Source organism: Thermodesulfobacteriota bacterium (genome assembly GCA_034189135.1).
Lineage (GTDB): Bacteria > Desulfobacterota > Desulfobacteria > Desulfobacterales > JAUWMJ01 > JAUWMJ01.
Map to the genome: position 1 here is coordinate 70409 of JAXHVO010000103.1, position 20330 is coordinate 90738.

General features: G+C 44.1%; 16 protein-coding genes and 1 tRNA gene. 9 read left to right on the plus strand and 8 right to left on the minus strand.

The window, feature by feature from the left end; all coding sequences use genetic code 11:
- The first annotated feature begins 12 nt into the window (after positions 1-12).
- The 4 genes from SWH54_15305 (at position 13) to SWH54_15320 (ending at position 3001) form a co-directional block, all read left to right on the plus strand.
- Positions 13-444, plus strand: coding sequence for a response regulator (locus SWH54_15305; protein MDY6792628.1), 432 nt, complete (start codon positions 13-15; stop codon positions 442-444).
- A 9-nt stretch (positions 445-453) separates the two neighbouring features.
- On the plus strand, positions 454-834 hold the full coding sequence (locus tag SWH54_15310) for a response regulator (protein MDY6792629.1): 381 nt from the start codon (positions 454-456) through the stop codon (positions 832-834).
- Between the two features lie 155 nt (positions 835-989).
- Positions 990-1550 (plus strand): CBS domain-containing protein, encoded by a 561-nt coding sequence (locus SWH54_15315; protein MDY6792630.1) that lies wholly within the window; start codon positions 990-992, stop codon positions 1548-1550.
- 29 nt (positions 1551-1579) lie between these two features.
- Positions 1580-3001 (plus strand): transferase, encoded by a 1422-nt coding sequence (locus tag SWH54_15320; GenBank protein ID MDY6792631.1) that lies wholly within the window; start codon positions 1580-1582, stop codon positions 2999-3001.
- A 98-nt stretch (positions 3002-3099) separates the two neighbouring features.
- Here SWH54_15320 and SWH54_15325 read toward each other — a convergent pair whose 3' ends face one another.
- The 3 genes from SWH54_15325 to SWH54_15335 form a co-directional block, all read right to left on the minus strand.
- The gene (locus SWH54_15325) at positions 3100-3888 is read right to left on the minus strand and encodes a hypothetical protein (GenBank protein MDY6792632.1); all 789 of its coding nucleotides are present in this window, start codon (positions 3886-3888) and stop codon (positions 3100-3102) included.
- A gap of 509 nt (positions 3889-4397) precedes the next feature.
- A complete protein-coding gene (locus SWH54_15330; protein MDY6792633.1) occupies positions 4398-5570 on the minus strand; it encodes an AAA family ATPase in 1173 nt (390 codons plus the stop codon).
- Positions 5571-5672: 102 nt separating this feature from the next.
- Positions 5673-6335 (minus strand): lytic transglycosylase domain-containing protein, encoded by a 663-nt coding sequence (locus SWH54_15335; protein ID MDY6792634.1) that lies wholly within the window; start codon positions 6333-6335, stop codon positions 5673-5675.
- Positions 6336-7245: 910 nt separating this feature from the next.
- Between SWH54_15335 and SWH54_15340 the strand changes: the two genes are divergently transcribed.
- The 5 genes from SWH54_15340 to SWH54_15360 all read left to right on the plus strand — a co-directional run bounded on the left by SWH54_15340 (position 7246) and on the right by SWH54_15360 (position 15104).
- Entirely contained in the window at positions 7246-7638 is a 393-nt protein-coding gene (locus SWH54_15340; GenBank protein MDY6792635.1) for a hypothetical protein, read from the plus strand.
- A 69-nt stretch (positions 7639-7707) separates the two neighbouring features.
- Complete coding sequence (locus tag SWH54_15345; protein ID MDY6792636.1) at positions 7708-10689, plus strand: insulinase family protein; 2982 nt, start codon at positions 7708-7710, stop codon at positions 10687-10689.
- A 600-nt stretch (positions 10690-11289) separates the two neighbouring features.
- Positions 11290-11883, plus strand: a complete 594-nt coding sequence (locus tag SWH54_15350) for a type IV toxin-antitoxin system AbiEi family antitoxin domain-containing protein (GenBank protein MDY6792637.1) — start codon at positions 11290-11292, stop codon at positions 11881-11883.
- Between the two features lie 24 nt (positions 11884-11907).
- Positions 11908-12168: a hypothetical protein gene (locus SWH54_15355; protein ID MDY6792638.1), complete on the plus strand. Its 261-nt coding sequence runs from the start codon at positions 11908-11910 to the stop codon at positions 12166-12168.
- A gap of 2 nt (positions 12169-12170) precedes the next feature.
- Positions 12171-15104 carry a DEAD/DEAH box helicase family protein gene (locus tag SWH54_15360; GenBank protein ID MDY6792639.1) on the plus strand — a complete coding sequence of 978 codons (2934 nt, stop codon included), beginning with the start codon at positions 12171-12173 and terminating at the stop codon, positions 15102-15104.
- A 183-nt stretch (positions 15105-15287) separates the two neighbouring features.
- Here SWH54_15360 and rhuM read toward each other — a convergent pair whose 3' ends face one another.
- The 5 genes from rhuM to SWH54_15385 form a co-directional block, all read right to left on the minus strand.
- Complete coding sequence (gene rhuM, locus SWH54_15365; GenBank protein MDY6792640.1) at positions 15288-15857, minus strand: RhuM family protein; 570 nt, start codon at positions 15855-15857, stop codon at positions 15288-15290.
- Between the two features lie 254 nt (positions 15858-16111).
- Positions 16112-16972 (minus strand): tetratricopeptide repeat protein, encoded by an 861-nt coding sequence (locus SWH54_15370; protein MDY6792641.1) that lies wholly within the window; start codon positions 16970-16972, stop codon positions 16112-16114.
- Positions 16973-18127, minus strand: a complete 1155-nt coding sequence (locus SWH54_15375) for a hypothetical protein (protein MDY6792642.1) — start codon at positions 18125-18127, stop codon at positions 16973-16975. It lies immediately after the preceding gene.
- Positions 18128-18166: 39 nt separating this feature from the next.
- Positions 18167-19222, minus strand: a complete 1056-nt coding sequence (locus SWH54_15380) for a virulence RhuM family protein (protein MDY6792643.1) — start codon at positions 19220-19222, stop codon at positions 18167-18169.
- A gap of 578 nt (positions 19223-19800) precedes the next feature.
- Positions 19801-19876 (minus strand) — tRNA-Asn (locus SWH54_15385).
- Positions 19877-20330: the final 454 nt, after the last annotated feature.

Here is a 20330-nt window from a genome sequence, read left to right on the forward strand (position 1 = left end):
GGAGGACTGGATATGGCAATGGCAAACGTACTTTTGGTGGATGATGAGGTCCCTTTTGTCGAGACCATGACAAAACGCTTAACCAAAAGAGACCTTGATGTTTCCACTGCATTCAATGGCCAGGAGGCCCTCGATAAACTGGAAAATAGCCGCAGTATTGAAGTCGTCATACTCGATGTTAAAATGCCCGGCATGGATGGTCTGGAAACCTTGCAAAAAATCAGGAAAAAATATCCCCTGGTGGAAGTAGTCATGCTAACCGGGCATGCGACCGTAGAATCAGCTATTGACGGGATGAAATTGGGTGCCTTTGATTACCTTATGAAGCCCTGTGATATGGATATCCTCATCTCCAAGGTTGGAGAAGCCGCCAAAAAAAAGCGCGCACAAGAGGAGAAAATCATCGAGGCGCGAGTCAAGGAGATTACTTCCAGGCGAGCTTAGGGAAACGACATGGAAAAGGATAAAAAGGATAATCCGATCCGGCTTCTTCTGGTGGATGATGAAGAAGGCTTTGTAAGTGTGCTCACCAAAAGACTGGCCCGAAGGAATATAAACGTGACTGTGGCGTTAAGCGGCACCGAAGGCATTCAGGCCCTTCGCAAACAAGATTTTGACGTGGCCGTTTTAGACCTCAAGATGGAGGATATGGACGGCATTGAGGTGCTCAAAATATTTAAAAAAATGTATCCAGAAATGGCTGTGATCATGCTTACCGGTCATGGATCTGAACAGGCCGCAAAGGAAGGCGTGGCATATGGCGCTTTTGACTACCTGACCAAACCCTGTGAGCTGGAAGAGCTGATTGAAAAGATTCATGAATCGGTAAAATAATATGTCACGACTCCGGCTCAGTGGTTCTTGATTCAGGGCTTTTCAAAGATCTCTGTGGTAAAAAAACACAGGATGTGTAAAAGGCAACTGGCTAAACAGACCGATTCAATCTCAACTTAAATCCATTTTTTCGAATTTTAAACCGGAGTTTCTCTGTGAAAAAATATCTTGTAAAAGACTTAATGGTTCCACTTTCCGAATATGCAACGGTTTTCGAAGGAGCAACGCTGCTTGAAACCCTTCTTGCCCTGGAAAAAGCTCAGGAAGAATTTCAACACACCAGATACTCTCACCGTGCTGTGTTGATTCTAGACAAGAATAAACAGGTGATCGGCAAACTCAGCCAGTTGGATTTCCTCCGCGTGCTTGAACAGGAAAATGAACATATTGAGGAAATTAACCGCATCAACAAATTTGGTTTCAGTCCAATGGCTATTATCGCATACCAGGAAAAGCACCGGGCCAAAGGCGCTCCCATAGACGAGGCTCTTTTAACTGCAGCGAAGCTTAAGGTGGAAGATTTTATGCGATCTCCTTCCGAAGGCGAATATATTAAAGAGAGTGCATCTTTAGATATCGCCATTCATCAATTTACTACCGGACTTCATTTGTCTCTACTGGTTACAAAAGGGAGGGATATTACAGGCGTTTTGAGATTGTCGGATGTATTTGCTGCGGTTTTTCATGCCATGAAAGAGTCTGATTTAAAGAAATAGACCCGGTACTACTTTTAAAAGGACACATAATGAAAGAATTAGAAAGGCTTTTGGACAGGATAATCCAGCGGGTAAATATTAATCTTCGGGAGCTTGAATTTGACGTAAATCCTTTTGTTCAAAACCTTATTGCGCCAAACCAGATGACAAAATTCTATGCATTTTACGGTATTACGCCTCACCACCCATTAAACTTTCGATTTAAGCACTCCAACCTAGCCGGAAGCTATTTCCTGGGAAAATGCCGGGTGACCAACTCACTTCTTTACAAAAGCGACATCCGGGGTGATGAATTAAAGAAAAAAGGCGATCTGTTTCAATACCATAATTTTGAAATTCCGGTTGACAGGGATGAGGAAATTGAAATTGATGACAGCTTTCTCGTCAAAACCCTTGTCCATAATAATTCGCATGACCCGGAAACACTAGAAAAATTTTTTATCAGAGACACGGTATCCACCCATTTTGCGAATATCCACGGCTCTCCTATTGACGGAGCATTCCTGGGACCATTTGCAACGGTGGACCTCACTACAATGCGGGATTGCCTGATCGGAGCGTTTTCATACATACAGGCAGGAGAGGTCAGCCACCTGGATATCAAACCTGGAACGGTATGGATACGTTATCCCGAAGAGTTCAATTTCTTGTACCGGTATCCTGTTGACCGGTTGAACAATTATATCTATTTTGCAGCAGGCATTCCACCCCGGGGTATATTTATCGACTTTGTTGAAGAAAGTAAGGAAGCCTTTCAGCGGGTTTTTAACACAGTCAATATAGAACCGTCCGTATCGGTTCCAAACAGCGCTTCCCTTGACCGTTATTCAGTAATAAAACCCAAAACCCATATCAGTGAAAATGTGCTGGTCGCCCAACGTGCTTATCTTGAAAATGCATGGCTCGGTAAAGGAGCTAATGCACAGGAGCAGTGCTATATCATCAACTCACACCTGGAAGGGTTTGATATCACTGCCCATGGCGCAAAAATTATTGAAGCTGATTTGGGAAAAAATGTATTCGTCGGGTTTAACAGTTTCTTAAGGGGCCGGCCGAAATCCCGATTGACCATCGGACAGGGCAGCATCATTATGCCGCATACCATCATAGATATCAAAAAGCCCCTGACCATCCCGGATGCTCATATCGTCTGGGGTCTGGTAACAAATGAGCGAGACCTTGCAATCAACAGTATGTCCATGAAGGCCTTTTCAAAGATCGACACTCCTTTTTCCAAAGGGAATATGCATTTTGAAGGCAGTGGACTCAGCTTTGTTGCGTCATTCAAAGAACGGATTCAACACATTTTGGAAGAAAACGGTGCTTTCTTCCACGAAAACTCAAATCGAGGACATGCCCAGAAAAACCAGAATATTTCGTTCAACACGATCCATCCCTATCCGAAAGGTAATAAAGAGGGATTGTATCCAACCATTCTTATTCAGCCCTGACAGTTTCGTAAAAAGTCTCCCGCTTCAGTTCAGCGGGACATTGTGCTGCTTCTCCTGCTCATTCAATGTACATTAATTCTGAATAAGGGACTACAACTCTATAAATACTTTTCGATAACCGCTTCTTTCAGGTATTGGAAAACATCGGGCCCTTCTTTTGAGGCATCCTCATTTTGGGCAATCACCTGTCTAAAATATTCCATTTCCCCTTTATTATAACTGCCGAGCTTCTTTTCAATCAGTTTTAAAGTGTTATGGGCCAGGCTGTAAATCACAGCCGGGCCGAACACCCTTTCACCGCCGGCTTTCTTGGTTAAACGGCCCATTATTTCATAATGGCGCATTTTAAACGCTTTCGGCGGAGGGCTAAAGTCAAGGAGTTCGGCAAACAGAGCAAGGGACTCAATGACCCCAGCTGAATAGCCGTTTTCCAACGAAGCCGATCCTTCTTTTTCAATTTCTTCAATGTCCGCTTGGTTAAAAGATAAATCCAGCAGATCGATACATTCTTGCCGAATGGTATTGACCGACTCTTCTCTTTTGCTGATCACCACGTCCGAGTCACTTAATATTTTAATTGCATTGCGAATGCTCACCATTTCCTTGATTGTAGGGCTTTTACGAAGGGCAACATCATCAGCGGTGGTATGGTAAATGGCCAGTTCATTATCGAGTACCAAAATCTCACCTTTTTCCTCAGGATTACCTTTAATGTAAAGATCGAGGTCCCGTTTTTGATGCGGCGTGTAGGGACTCATTTCAAGAAGACGCCGCATGGTGGCCTTATCGGTTTTGCGTTCACTACCCGGAGGGCCGATTGAGCCAAGCACCTTTTTGGACATGTTTATGATGTTTATTTTTTTTAACAGATTATCTTTAAAGGACATAATAACTTCTCTATATGAAAATGAGACCTTTGAAAAACAGCACTTTTTGCCCGATTTCTGCGTCAGACTTAAATTTCAATCCTCGAAATATTTTATATATTCCTGTGGTTGAAATTTTCGCCTTCCTTGAACTCGAACAAATATTACTATTTTTCAAGGGTCTCAAAGTGAACATAATTATCTGAGTTTCGCACGAACCTAAGTCTTTCATATGCAAGATTCAGATATAAACTTAGCATAAATAACCTGCCATGTAAATAAAGCTTTATGCTCTGAGCAGGATAAACACATTTGAAAAAATTCGTTTAAGAGGAAGGGTTTAAAGGTTTTTTGTACTACCAAAACTTTTGGAGAAAAAATCAATAAATTCGAAATCGCTTCAGGCTGTATGTGAACCTTTGAAAAACTGAAAAATTTTTAATGGGTGTGGTTTAAATTAACCTACTATTTCTTCTTTAAAACATTACGTTATGAGCTTTGTAAAATCAGCTGGGGTCCTTAAAACGTTTCTATATGAAGGCAGTAAGGAATTTATCCACGGGCATCACTCTTATTCCTTTATACATACGTTCATTTCTGCATTTCTTCACAACCTGGTAATTATAAGGTATGGATAATTTGTCTTTAAAATAAAATAAGTTTTTTGAAATGTTTGAATCATTATTTTTAACTTCTACGGAAAACCATGGCTTGTTGTCAATGGAAACTAAAAAGTCAACTTCCCTACCTGTCGAATCCCTTAAAAAAGACAAAGAAACCTTAAACCCTTCATAAGAATAAAGGTAATTGCAATATTTTAATAGGTGAGAGGCAACAAAATTTTCCAGTTTTTGCCCATCTTCCTCAATAACTGACCAGTCCCACAGATAGAGCTTTTTTTCTTTCCTTACCGCTGCAATTTTTCTGGACTGAAAAGGCGGAATCCTGAAGCAGTAATAAAACAACTCAAATGTATCCAGCCAGTTTGCAACAGTTCTAAAATTTACCTGAAGATCTTCCGCCAGCGAATTAATTGACAGGATTGAAGATGTCCTTTCAGGAAGAAGCTCGGATAACAATGCAAGGTTCCCAAAATTCCTGATCAGGGTTAAATCACGAATATCCTCTTTGAAAAACCTCTCTGTTCTTTCATTATGCCATCTTCTTAAAAACCGATGGTTTTGCTTTATTAAAGGTTCGGGAAATCCACCGTATTCATAAAGCACAGAAAAATCTTCCCGGTTTGATTTGTCATGAAAGACAAGCTTATTAACTGGCCTTACGTCAGGAATCAGATTATTTAGCTCTGCAATTGAAAAAGGGTGCAAGGTGTAATAGTGATATCTTCCCTGAAGAGAATCTCCTCCGCGGCGGTAAATGTTCAGTCGAGCGCTGCCGGTTAAAAGAAAACGGTATTGATCTTTGCAGGTGTCATACTCTCCTTTTATCCATGTTTTCCATTTGGAATGCTTATGAAATTCATCCAGGATAATCAGATCGGAATCCGGGGGCCATTCTCCTTTTAAGGCGGCACGCCTGTCACTTATTCTGTCCCAGTTATAATAAAAACTTTTAAAGCTTTTGGCGATAATTTCTGTGGCCACCGTCGTTTTGCCGACCTGTCTGGGACCACCGAGAAAAACCATTTTTTCATTGAGGTCTTCTTTAATGTTTTCTGTAAGATATCTTGGTTTTACCGTCATGGGTGTATTGTACATCTCTACAAAATAATGTCAAGTATTTTGTAGAGATGTACAATACAGAGGATGGGATTTCATGTAATTATGATGATCTTTATCAACCCGTCAGCTTCGGGTGATGCTGGCCGTTAAGATTGCATTACCGGCCGGCTGCTTTCGGTAGTATCGTTGATATTGAAGAACTTTTTTTATATAGGCATGAGTGGCTTTGAATGGGGGTATTCCCTTATACTCCCTGACATACCGACTTCCTGCGTTGTAAGCGGCCAGCGCTAAGCGAACGTCGCCTTTAAATCGTTTCAACAGTTTTTTGAAGTACCTGGCTCCGGCATGAATATTTTGTATCGGGTTGAAACTGTCTGTTACCCCTAACTCCCTGGCGGTTTTAGGCATGAGTTGCATCAGACCTTCCGCTCCCTTTTCGGATATCGCCATGAGATTATAGCTTGATTCAGCCATTATAATTGCCCTTATCATGGCATGATCCACCTTGTAACGTTCAGATGCCTCCTGAATAACCGGTTGTAGGAATCGTTCTGTGTTGCAGTCATCATCCAGCAAAAATTCTACCGGATCAAAGGCGATAAGGTCTGCCGGAAATAATGAAGGAATCATACTTTTTTCAACCACCGGTTCCAAGTCTGCCGGTAAAGTCTCTTTTTGCGCAACCGAAGTCTGCGTAAAGTAGATATTAAAGATGACAACAGCACTAATCAGCCACAACGCCAAAGTTGCTGTTGATGAATTTTTAAGTGGGTTGGGACTCATAATTACCTTATAATGAATTAAATGATAAAAAATTCAGAAAACGTATGATAACTATCAATTTCAACATGTCAACCAAGCTGCCTGGAGCCATTTTTATATGATCGCATAGGTTCAAATGCAAAAACCGTGCACAAATTGAATTTTAATGATTATTTCTTTATAATCAAAGTATTAGGGGAATAGATTGTGGTTGTCTTAAAAGATTATGAAATGAAAGTAATACATACCGGGCATTTTTTTTCATATAGTATGGCAAGTATGTTACCCACAGCGACAGGATTTATTATGGTTGGTTTCGCAAAAAATATCACCGATAGTTAAGCGCTCTAATCCTCTCCCTTGAAAGCGTCATTTATGTAGATTTCTCTCACCGCACGCTTCGCTCAAGACGCTGAGGTCCCAAAGGAACATTTTTATTGCCTTCCGCTAAGAGAGCGGAAAGCAATAAAGGATTCATCCCTACAGTAATAATAATTTGATAAAAACAAGTCGTTGTACTAAAATAAACGTTGATTGATTTTCCTTTGCCGGCGTCCCTGTCCCTCAACAAGCGGAGTCAATGGCAAAGGAAAAAACATTAAGCTCTGCGTGTTCTGCGTTTTGTGGTGAAAATAAAGCATGATACTTAATCGTTTATCAGAATATAGCTGCTAAGTAGAAAGTTTCATAAACAAGGTTTTGTACAGCTTGACTTTTTAATTGCTTTGTAACACTTTAGGTTTCTCAACCGGTTTCATAATAAATGCCGCCGCTAAAAGGCAACGGGATAAATAGGCGTACCAATTTTGTAATCATAAGGCATACCAATAGCACCTTGAACAACTATGAAATGCAGCACAACGCCCCACTGAACTGAAGCGGAAGGCTCTGTACCAAACCGTCAAATTTTCCATAAATATTGGAGGACACTATGCCAAATAAACGTAAAAAAACGGTTAGTTTTGACGCTATGGTGAAATTTTTTATGTCCGCTTATGACATTCCAACCAAAAAAGATATAAACAAACTGATGGACAAGCTGGACAGGCTGGAAAAACTGATCAGGACCACGGCTGTATCTGGTAAAAAGAAACGAGTGACCGCCCTGAATTTCCCCGAAGGAAAAAGACTTCAATCAAAAGTGGTTGCAACAGCTTCTGATGAAGTGTTTAATGTCATAAAACGTTTTAATAATGGCGCAGGTTTTCCCGAAATACAGGACAGAACTGGTTTCGGGGATAAAAAAATTCGTAATATATTATTTCGCTTGAACAAGCTGGGTAAGATCAGGCGCAAAAGCAGGGGCGTATATATTGCCACTTAATCGCCATAATAGAATTGATTGATTCCCTTAAATTAAAATTTCCCATGCAAACTAGAAAAGGATCTTCTTATGAGCTCATCTTTAGATAGCAACAACACCGGTCTTAATAAAGGAGACCGTATTTCCGGTTACCTGATTAAAAGAATCGTTACACTTAAAGAAATCCATTCTTTTTTTTATGAGCTTGAACATACCGCTACCAAGGCCAAGCATGTTCATATCAGCAATAACGACAGTGAAAATACATTCAGCGTTGCCTTTAAGACGGTACCGACAGATTCTACCGGAGTGGCACATATTCTGGAACATACTGTTCTATGCGGCTCCAGAAAATTTCAGGTGCGCGATCCTTTTTTCTCCATGCTGAAACGCAGCCTTTCCACCTTTATGAATGCCTTTACAGCTTCCGACTGGACCATGTACCCGTTTTCCACCCAAAACCGAAAAGATTTTTATAACCTCATGGACGTTTATCTTGACGCCGCCTTTTTCCCCAATATCAAAGAGCTCAGCTTTATGCAGGAGGGCCATCGTTTGGAGCTCGAAGGCGACGATCCTTCCAGTCTGGTGTATAAAGGTGTGGTATATAACGAAATGAAAGGCGCCATGTCGTCCCCGGACCAGATAATGGCACGGTCTTTATTAAAAGCCTTGTATGCTTCATCCACCTACCGATATAATTCGGGGGGAAACCCGCCAGACATTGTCAGTCTCACCTATGAACAGCTTAAGTCTTTTCATAAACGACACTATCATCCCAGCAATTCATTTTTTTATACCTATGGAGATTTGCCCCTGGCCGAGCATCTTTCTTTTATAGAAAATAAAATCCTGAAGGCATTTAAGTTCGTTGATCCTAATACCACTGTTGATCCCGAACCTCGCCGGCATAAACCTGAAAAGAAATCCTTTCCATATCCCTTGGGGAAGAATGAAGATCCGAAAAAAAAATGCCAGGTCAGCCTGGCCTGGCTCATGGTGGATGTCAAGGATAATTACAAAGTTCTTGCTCTCACTCTGCTTGAACAGATTCTTTTGGGGAATGCTGCATCTCCCCTACACAGGGCATTGATTGAATCCAAGCTTGGAAGCGCACTGAGTGATCAGACCGGTTTCGACGCCAACAACAGGGACACCCTGTTTTCCTGCGGGCTTAAGGATGTGGAACAATCCAATGCGGAAAAAATCGAATCGATTATTTTAGATGTGCTGAACAGTCTGGTTACTAAAGGGGTGGATAAAAAGCTCATTGAATCTGCCATTCATCAGCTCGAGTTTCATCGCAAAGAGGTCACCAACACCCCCTATCCATATGGCATAAAGTTGCTTTTAACCTTTTCCGCAAGCTGGTTTCATGGTGGGGACCCGGTAAAAACATTGCAGTTTGATGCTGATCTTAAAAGAATTAAAAATGCCCTGGTAAAAGGCCCTTTTTTTGAAAACCTGATAAAAGAATATTTTGTGGAAAACCCTCACCGGGTGTTGCTTACCCTGGTTCCCGATCAACTGATGGAGCAAAAAGAAGCCAAACGGGTTGAAGAAAAACTCAAACATATCCGATCTGTCATTCCGCCCGACGAACTGGGGAAGATATTGGAAAACACCAAACAGCTTAAAAAACTTCAAGAATCCATAGAGGATGTTTCCAGTCTCCCCACCCTGGAGATTAAAGACATACCTCCTTCCATTCAAGAAATTAAACAAACTGCCGAATCTGATAACAGGCCTGCCGCATGTTATAATCAACCGACTTCGGGTATTTTTTATCTGTCAGCAGCCGTAGCCACAGGAGCGATTAAAAAAGAGCTGATTCCCTTTATCCCTTTTTTTTGCTTTGCCATACCTAGAATCGGTACTGCGGTTCGCGATTATTCGGAAATGGCCAGACGCATTGACGCATATACCGGCGGCATCGTGCTATCGGCTCATGCCCGAACATGCTTTGATAAAACCGGCAGCTTAAAGCCCTTCGTCTCAATTAACGGAAAAAGCCTTACCCGAAATCAGGCAAAGATGTTTGATATCATTGAAGAGTTGTTATTCAAACACCGCTTTTCGGATTTATCCCGTTTAAAGAGTCTGTTACTTGAGTTTAAGGCGGGTCTGGAATCTGCAGTCATTCAAAACGGACACCGGCTGGCGATTTCCGCTGCTTCGAGAAATTTATCACCCGCCAGCAACCTTAGTGAAATATGGGGCGGCATTCACCAGCTTAAAGCCATAAAACGGATAACCAAAAAACTTTCAAACAGCAGCCTGGAATCGATTTCAAATGACCTTTTGGAGATTGCCCAACAGCTTTTTACCCGCGACAATCTGGTCATTGCTTTGATAGGCGAAAACGATTATTTAACCCAAGGCTTAGAATTGTTAAATCAAAGCAAAGAGCTGTCAGGGATAAACCCCGGGATATCAGGTAACAGTAATGAGCTTCCGGATATTGATTTTAACCATCAAATTTCCCGTGAAGGATGGAGCACATCATCGGCGGTTTCGTTTGTTGCTCAAACGTTTAGCGCAGTCCGTATGCAACACCAGGATGCACCTGCGTTATCTGTCATCAGCAAAATACTTCGGTCCATGTATTTGCATCGAGAGATTCGTGAAAAAGGCGGCGCATATGGTGGTTTTGCATTATATAACGCTGAAGACGGGTTGTTTAGCTTTGCCTCATACCGGGATCCCCATATCGTGGCTACCTTGAACACGTACAAAAACGCTTTCGATTTTATAAAATCGGGAAATTATACAGCTGAAGATATCAAGGAGTCGATTTTGCAGGTATGCTCGGAAATCGATAAACCGGATCCGCCCGGCCCGGCGGCTAAAAAAGCTTTTTTTAGGAAAATTATTTCACTTTCAGATGACATGCGCCGGCATTTCAAAGAAAGACTCCTTGGTTTAACCAAAAAGCAGGTCACCCAGGCGGCAGAAAAATACTTTTCTTCCAGTGGCAAAAATCAGGCAATCGCCGTTATTTCCGGGGAAGATGCTTTGAAAGCCGCCAATAAAAAACTTTCCGGTTATGCACTGGAGCTTTATCGTATATAGATTGGGGCTTTCGCAGATAAGCGCAGACTTAGAAACATCACTTTATGAAGTCTTTGCTGCAAAAGATGAGAATCTTTTTTTTATTTCTGGATTTAGCAAGATTCCGCAGCTTAGACATATTACCCGCCACGAGTGCTTCCTTTTTAGCACAAGTCCAGCGTTTGATTTGTGCTTCTCGTTTTCAGGCCTCAGCAAAGGTTGGAAAGGATTCTGAATAGACCAACTTTAATGGTGTATCGAGTATAGAAGCCGGATCGGTTAACAAGGCCGAACTGGCACGCCGTCATGGCATGAGCCGGGCCGTGTCACGCAGATCATGAACCTCCTCAATCTCGAATCCAGGATAAAATAGGAAATCTTAAATATGTTCCAACCTGAACAACGCTACTTCACGGAAAGAAAGCCTCAAAAATTTGCTGGGCTTTCATCATTAAAAAAGCAGTTACAGGCGTTCGAACATCTAAAATCAGACATCGAGCAGGAATGGAAAAGACATTAGTAAATGGAAGGCCTTCAAAAATTCCCCTTGATTTTTAACTATGCATGAGACATATTGTTGCCATTTATTAATAAGTGAAAGCTTTTTGTCTGCATTTAAAAATGAAAAAAACTCCTATAGAGATATTCCGCAAGCAAGGTGGTCAACTCCGGATGAGTGAGGCTCTTGGACACGGTATTACACGTTACATGCTATACTCACTCAGAGACAAGGGCATCATCAAGCGAATGAGCAGAGGTGTTTATCGGCTGGCAGAGCTGCCGCCGATATCCAACCCGGACCTGGTAACGGTAAGCCTTCGGTTCCCTAATACCGTCGTGTGTCTCATTTCAGCACTGGCTTATCATAATATCACAACCCAGATACCGCATGTTGTATCAGTTGCTGTACCAAGAGGGTCAAGAATACCTTCCCTCGATTATCCTCCTGTTCAAGCCCATCAATTCTCAAATGAAGCATACAACGCCGGCATTGAACATCACGCCATTGATGGCGTATCGGTAAAAATCTATACGCCCGAGAAAACTTTGGCCGATTGTTTTAAGTTCCGCAACAAACTTGGGATGGACGTTGTCATTGAAGCTCTTAGGCTTTACAGATCCAAGCAAAGATCCAATCTCGAAAAGCTGCTCAAATATGCTGAGGTATGTCGGGTTAAAAATATTATGATGCCTTACCTGGAGGCAACCATTTGACCAAAACATCTTGAAGGAAAAACTTTGGCAGAAGCCATCAGGTTGACGCTTGAACAACGCGGGACCGAACTTCCAGATAAGATCGTTGCCTTTTCTCAGGAGTTCATCGCAACGAAACAAATCCAATGGAATGCTTTCAGGAAAAAACTCCAACAAGATCGCGTCCCTACTGAATTTAAAAATATTATCATGCAAATGAGAAAATTTATCGGCCCCATAACATCTTCTCTTACTTCGCAAAAACAGCCTCCTTCAAAATGGTCTGCACCCGGCCCGTGGGTATAATGATGGATTATAAAATATTGCTCGAAAAATATAATTACCTATTGGAACAAGTAATTCAATTGACAGAAGAAAATAACCAGTTGAAAGCACAACTCGGGCTTCGGAAATCCGAGTTTATCCAAAACACTTCCCCAGCAGAAATCGCGGAAAGAAATATAAATGAGGATGAATCGGCTGACAGGAAACCCTTTTTAAATATTGATAACCAATCCGACACTTTTTCTAAGATCCATCTGTTCATGTCACTTTTCAAAGGCCGTAACGATGTGTATGCCAAGCGCTGGGAGAATAAAAATAAGAAGACCTCTGGCTACTCACCGGTTTGTCTGAATCAGTGGCAAAAAGGGCTATGCAGCAAGCCAAAAATTCCCTGCTCCAAATGCGGAAATAAATTTTATGCTGCTTTAGATGAAGGTGTCATTGAAAATCATTTGCGAGGAAATATTTTGGCCGGCATCTATCCGATGCTGTCAGATGAAACATGCTGCTTTTTGGTAATGGATTTTGACGATGCAGACTGGCAAAAAGACATCAATGTTCTCAGAGATGTTTGCATGGAGTTCAACATTCCTTTCGCTGTTGAACGTTCACGATCGGGAAAAGGTGGACATGTCTGGTTTTTTTTCGAAAATCCTTTGCCTGCTGCTTTGGCTCGTAGATTCGGCACCGCCCTGCTTACCCGCTCTATGGGCAGAAGACATGAAATCCAATTTAAATCCTATGACCGTTTGTTTCCCAGCCAGGATACCATGCCCAAAGGCGGTTTTGGGAATTTGATTGCACTGCCGCTGCAAAAAGCAGCCAGGGAAAACCAAAACAGTGAATTTATCGATGAAAATTTTCAATCCTATGGTGATCAATGGGCATTCTTGTCCGCTATCCAAAAGATTCCCGAAGGCCGTCTTGATGGTCTCATATCGGATCTCTCACCCGGCCATGAATTGGGATCATTAAAACCCGATGAAGAAGAGGAATCAGAAAAACCTTGGGAAAGACGTAGAGGCAAAATAAAGCTAGAAAAAAGTGATTTTCCAAACCAACTCAATATAGTCAAGGCGAATATGCTGTTTGTGCCAAAAGCGGGGATTTCCCAGCGGGCATTGAATCGGTTAAAAAGACTCGCATCTTTTAAAAACCCAATGTTCTATAGGCAACAAGCCATGCGTTTATCGACCTACGGTCATCCAAGAGTCATCTCCTGCGCTGATGAAACAAAAGATTACTTGTGTTTACCAAGAGGATGTGAGCTTGATTTGTCCCGCAAACTGGAACAACTTGGAGTTGATATTCGGATTATTGATAAAACCTATCGCGGGAGAAGAATTGATGTGGAATTCAATGGTCAACTGAGAGATGAACAATCTATGGCCCTCAAATATTTAATGCATGACGATACAGGAATACTTTCAGGTACAACCGCATTCGGCAAAACAATCTTGGCGATTAAACTGATTGCCGAGAAAAAAGTTAAAACACTTATCCTGGTTGATAAAGTAAGCTTGCTATCGCAGTGGAAAGAAAAGCTGTTGCAATTTCTCGTTGTGAATGAGCCCTTACCGAAACCATCGGCAAATGAAAAGAAACAAAGGGGAAGAAAGAAGAAAATAGGTGTCATCGGTCAATTGGGAGGTGGCAAAAACATTTTAAGCGGCATTGTGGATATTGCGACAATACAATCGCTGAGTCGCCAAGGAGAAGTTAAGGAATGTGTGATAAATTACGGTATGATCATTGCCGATGAGTGTCATCATGCATCAGCTTTCACTTATGAACAGATTTTGAAAACCGCCCATGCGAAATATATTTATGGGCTGACCGCAACACCAATGAGAAAAGACGGGCATCATCCAATCCTGTTTATGCATTGCGGTCCTATTCGATATCGGGATAATCCCAAAAAACAAGCGGAGAACAGGCCTTTTGACCATTATATTGTTCCGCGGTTCACATCTTTCAGGGTTCCTTTGGATAGAGACGGGGACGATGTGTCCATTCAGGAGTTATACGCCGAACTTGTGGATAACGACTTCAGGAATCAGCAGATTATCCAGGATGTCCTTGAAAATTATAAACAAGGTAGAAACTGCCTTGTTCTATCACTCAGAACGGCCCATGTTCAACTTCTTGTAGATAATTTAAAGGAAGATGTTCAGGATGTCTTCACGCTGATTGGCGGCATGGGAAAAAAATCAACTCGGGAAATATTTCAGCACCTCGCCGACATTCCCGCTGATAAAAATATCATCCTGATAGCAACGGGTCATTTTATCGGGGAGGGTTTTGACGAGCCACGCTTAGATACACTGTTTTTGGCTATGCCGATATCATGGAAAGGTACACTTCAACAATATGCCGGGAGGCTTCACCGACTGTATAAAACGAAAAAAGAGGTACGAATCTACGACTATGTGGATATCCACGTAAAGATGCTGGAAAGAATGTACCAAAAGCGTCTCAACGGGTATGCCTCAATGGGATATAAGGCCAAAGGCGAGGATATAAAAGGTGCCCCTTTGGACATCATTTTTGATAAAGATAGCTTTTTACCTGTTTTTAATCAGGATATAGGAGCCGCTAAAAAGGAAATTCTAATTGTAAGCCCGTTTATCAGGAAAAGGCGTTGTACTCAAATGATCGATCATCTCAAGATCGCTTTGGGAAATAATATCCGTGTCACTGTCGTAACCCGACCACTTGAGGACTTCAAACCCAAGGACCGGCCCGCGCTGCATAGAATGATAGACCTGCTGAAAAACAACAGCGTACGGGTTGTTTTTAAATCCAACATCCACCAGAAATTCGCCGTAATGGATCAAAAAACAGTATGGTATGGGAGCATCAACCTTTTAAGTTATGGCAATGCGCTGGAAAGCATCATGCGCATTGAGAGCGCCAATATCGCCAACGAGTTGATTAAAAGTATAGAAAGCCTATAAATTCAAGAGGTTGAAATTCCCAAAAGAAAAGGTGCCACCCGAAAAGATCGCACCCTTTCTTAATCCATTATATAACTACTTGAAATATATCAAGATTATGTCCTGGCTCCCCGTGTGCAACCCCCTTCATAACCGTTCTCTTTCTCCCCCAGTTAACCTAAGTACTTCAATATCAGCGGGTTATCAGAGATCAGGCCGTCCCCGATGAGGTGGAAGTGGTGTTGAGTCACATTTCCGGTTTGCTTTGGTTTCATCCAGACCGATGGCTTGGTGAGTCAACGTTTGTTCAAAAAGGCCGACAGTGCGCCGTAAATCAGCCAGTTTTTGTTCCTGTTCCCGCAACTGCTTTTCGTTGAGGGTGAAGCCCCTGAGCAGGTGCTCCCGCAGCACATTGGTGGCCCAGATTCGAAATTGAGTGCCGCGCCTGGATTTGACACGGTAACCAACCGATATGATAACATCAAGATTGTAAAAATTGACCTTACGGCGGACCTGCCGCCCACCTTCCCTTTGAACTACCGAGGATTGCTCGGTAGTTCCCTTTCGGGTCAGCTCGCCTTCTTTGTATATGTTACGGATGTGTAGGCCGATGGTGTCCGTATCCTTATCAAACAGCTCGGCCATCTGGCGCTGATTGAGCCAGACTGTTTCCTGCTCCAGACGCACATCCAGCGCAGCCTTGCCGTCCGGCGACCGATATAGAATGATCTCGCCTTTATCGGAACTTTCTGTTTTATCAATGTTTTTTGCCATTAATCCGTTCTCGGAATATAAATTTCTTGGACAACATTTATTTCGCTGCCCGATTCGCTACCCTATTCATTCGACATTACCCAATTGCCATACGGCGATTTTTCCCCAATGGGAGTATTAATTCGCCGGGTTCAACACCGATTGTCCCTTCAACCCGAAGCACATATTCCAGGTAGCTGTGGCTTCGCTCGTCAAAAGATCGCATCAGCCGAATACGGGGCTGCGCGGTTGAAATGCGTCCCGACCATTCGATTTTATTCGTTTTCTCGATCCTCCCAGGCGGTTTTTCTTTTCACATCATCGATAAGAAATCGCAAGCCCTGGTTGTCGGACGGGTTCAACCAAAGCATTTGTTGAAAGATGTGCTCCGCCTCGTCAAAGCGCCCAAGCCGCCAGAGACACAATCCATAGCCGTGCATACAGCGCAGAAACGGTCGGTTGTCGATAAGGCCCCATGTCAGCACACCAGCAAATTCATCACCCAAAGACAGCTCGCCGATGCGCAGGCCGACTTCATAATGTCGAATGGCAACTTGTGGGCTGTGATCAAAAGTAAAATTGCCCAGATGCGAATGGGCATCTAGACAGCGAAGGTCCGCCTGGCACAGCTCCATCAAAATCTTAATTGCCTCTGCCCGCTTGCCGTCATCTTTGAGATCGTTGGACCGGGTGATGGGGTCATTGAAAGGATCGTCAGGGGCCTCGCCAGGCAGCACCTGCTCCATTTCGAACATGGGGCGTGGTCCGTGAGAGATGATCGGCTCGGCCCACTCTTCGATAGATTCGTCATCTTCTCCCCAGTACTCTTCCTTGGGGTCCCACATGCCCATCTCTGCAAGCCCCAAAGGCGCCAGGTCGAGGGCTTTCAGGTCGATCCGAGTCGACTGAATATCGCCGGAAAGATACGGATGGCCCCTGTAGCGCCACTGCTTTCGTGGCATTATCTTGACGATAGCGCCAGGCACCACCTCCCAAAGGCGACTTGTGCGCAGGGTAATGATCCGGTCGCTTCCCAACAAACGGCACCGGGCGGCCCGCTCCTTGATCGCAATGGCAACCAGTTCGACCGGTTTACTCAGGTCGATGTCATCGTCTGTCGTCTTGTGCTTTCGCATTTATTCTTCCCTCCATATACCGGCCTTCACTAATCGCTGAATCAGCGCCTTGCGCCGCAGGTGTCCCGCCATGAATTTTTTCAGATTGCTTTGAAATTGATTTTGGGTCGCGAACAGGTCGTAGGCTTCGGCAATGTCGACGAGTTTGCGGCAGGCCTCGTCATACCCCCGTCCCGATCCGCGCTCGACAGGTTCTTTAACCGTCGCCCAGGCCTTGGGAAAATCGCTGGACAGATTCTTCAGATACGCCTTGCGTTTTTCACGTCGCTTGATCTCCCGTTGCCTGCGGTTCCGTTTTTGTTTTTCCAGCCGGATTAGACGCGCCTTTTCGGCGTTCTGCCGCAAATTTCCTACCGTACGCCGGGGTGCGTCGGTATCGCCCGTCTGTAAGCCGCGCCGCCATGATATGAACCGGTTCCTGATGGACCGTTCGGCCTGCTGCCCCTTGCCCTCCAGCAGTTGTTTCAAGACCGAATTGATCTCATCCCGGGACAGGGCATCGATCCACTTTTTCATTTCCCGTCGTGAAACTTCCTTCTCCTGCGCAGCCAGACTGCCCATGCCGGCGCCGGCCAGCAGGTCCGGGTCCACCTCGAGAAATTCGGCCAGCGCCTGCTGGGCCGCAGTCAGGTTTCCCAATCCACTCACGGATAACGGCTCCATCTCATCATCATCCATCATCTCCCCGGCTACGGCCGCCAGCCATCCGATGTAAAGGCTGCGCAAATCCCCGCGCAGCAATTCATCCCGCACCGGAGCCAGACGCGCCATCCAGCCGCGGCCGTCCTCCATGCCGAAGCGGTCGTAGTTTTCCGATTCCTCCAGGCTCCAGGTAATGATCCAATGGGTCTTGGTGGGCTTGATATCCAACAGGTAAGGCACGGCCGCTGCTTTGGCGGTTTCTCGGGTCAAGGCCTCCATGGGCAGACGCACCATGAATATGGCCGTCATCCAGTTGGCCACATAGACATGGGCATCGAAATAACGCTGCATCAGCTTGTCGGGGTTGCCCTTGAAGTCGCCCCAATTATATTCGTTGGTGAAGCTCACCGGCGTGATCGTGGCCCGCGTTGAAAGCGCCCTCAGCTCGGCCATCTCCCCTTCTTTCAGAGGCCGGTCAATGGCCAGGAACTCATAATACTGGTATTCGCTCATGGTTTTAGTTCAGCCTTTATCCGCCGGTATTGAACTGGTTCAATCATCTTTGTTCACCTTGCCGCCATTTTCCAGAAACCTTTTCAGTTCCGCATCGTCGGCCAACGTTTCATCCCGAGCTTCCTCGGATAGCCGGTGCTGGTTGAAGGCATCGTATTGTTTTAGGGCCAGTTGGTCGGCAACGGCTTTGCTGACCTTGCCGGGATGATTAAGAATGTCTCGCTCATTGAACTGCAAAAAGGCATCCAGCTTCTCGCGCCAGTCACGCATGAAGATCTGTCGGCGGCGTTTGGCCTGATCCTCGGCATAGTCCAAGTACATAGTCACGATGCGGTTGAGCCCCTCTATTTCAGCGGCGTTCAGATAGTTTTTGGCAATGGTGACATCGCCTTTGCGCACCCTGGCTCCTTTCCAGGAAGTCAGCCCCATGTTGGGTTTGGTGGCGTCGGCCCTTTCGGCAATCAGCTCTGCGGCGGTTTTGCCCGCAATGGCAAAATGCAGCTTGTTCTGGACAATGCTGAAAAACTCCAGCGTCTCCTGGGCCTTGGGGTTGTAGTCCACCGCCAGTTTATAGATGTCGCGGATTTTCTGATAAAAACGTTTCTCGCTGGACCGGATGTCCCGAATCCGCTCCAGCAGTTCGTCGAAATAGTCGGACCCGATGTTGCGCACCGCCTTGAGCCGTTCATCATCCATGGTGAAGCCCTTGACCAGGTATTCATTCAGGCGCTCGGTGGCCCAGCGGCGGAACTGGGTGCCCCGGGGGGATCGCACGCGATAGCCCACGGCGATGATGGTTTCCAGGTTGTAGAATTTGGTTCGGTAATTCTTACCGTCAGCGGCAGTTGTCAAGTATTCCTTGACAACTAGATTTTCCGCCAACTCCCCTTCATTAAAGATATTTTTCAGGTGCAGGCTTATGTTCTGTTTGGTGGACTGGAACAATTCGGCCATGGTGGCCTGGGTCATCCAGACGGTTTCATCCTGCAGCCGAACTTCGACGCGAGTGCGGCCGTCCTCGGTACGATACAGGAGCAACCGGCTTTGGAAGGGTAACATCCGCTCTTTATCATTGGGTCCGAAGCTCTTTTCCATCTCATCCTCCATTAACCATCCAGACCAAAGTGACCGTTGGTTCCTTTTTCGATAGGATTATCTGGCTGCAATGCTTCATGAAAAACCACTTCAACAAAATCGGTTCAGAAGCAAGCTGGTGAGATTAGCACAATTAATTTTGGAGAATACTTATCTGTATTATCTGATATTATAAAATTAGCAATAGAAGAAGATAGGCCGCTCAATCACCAAATTATTCATATGCTAAAAGAGCAGTTAAAAATTAAAAATGTCGTTCAATAAATTATCAAACTATATGAGAAAAAACGGGGTAAAACACCTATTTTTTGTCGCATTTAGTTTGATCACTCATATAATGTTTTTAAACACACCACAAAATAACATGCCTTCATAACCTGCTTATTTTACTTAATTAATAACATACTCAACTCATATTTATGTCACATATAACGCATTGAATTCATCAACCACGCATGATCAAACTAAATGCCCCCTCACAATGACCACAATAGAATCGACCTGTGCTTTGGCTTTGAAGAATATAAACCCAGTATTTCATAATGAAAAAGGCCAGGAAATCCTGGCCTTGGAATTGTTGGCTCCCCAGCACGGACTCGAACCGCGGACCCAGTGGTTAACAGCCACTTGCTCTGCCAACTGAGCTACTGGGGATCAGTTTCAAACAGCATAAAATACATCCCTACTCAGTGGTTAATCCGCCTCTGGCGGACCCTGCCAATTGAGCCAGCGGATAATCCCGTCTTTGCGAGATCGCTGAATAAAGATTTAAAACATAAATAAATATATACAGCAGAAAATAATGTCAAGATAAATTTAAATAAATCATATGGCAAGGTCTCTTATGATGAAAGGATATTCATTTTTTCTATATATTTCCTTTCCGCTTCTCATCCCCATAGCATTAAAGCTTTTTTGTCCCCCCAGCTTCCAGGCTTCTTTGCTTCACATCTTCCAAGCTTCCTAACTTCCTATCTTGCCAGCCTTTTATTAGTCATGACCTCCGGCCCAGCCGGAGGCTTGCATAAAGCCCTATAAGGGCATCGATACTGATAACCCCTTAAGGGGTATTATTGTGTTAAAATTACTGTTCTGCGACCAAATCCAT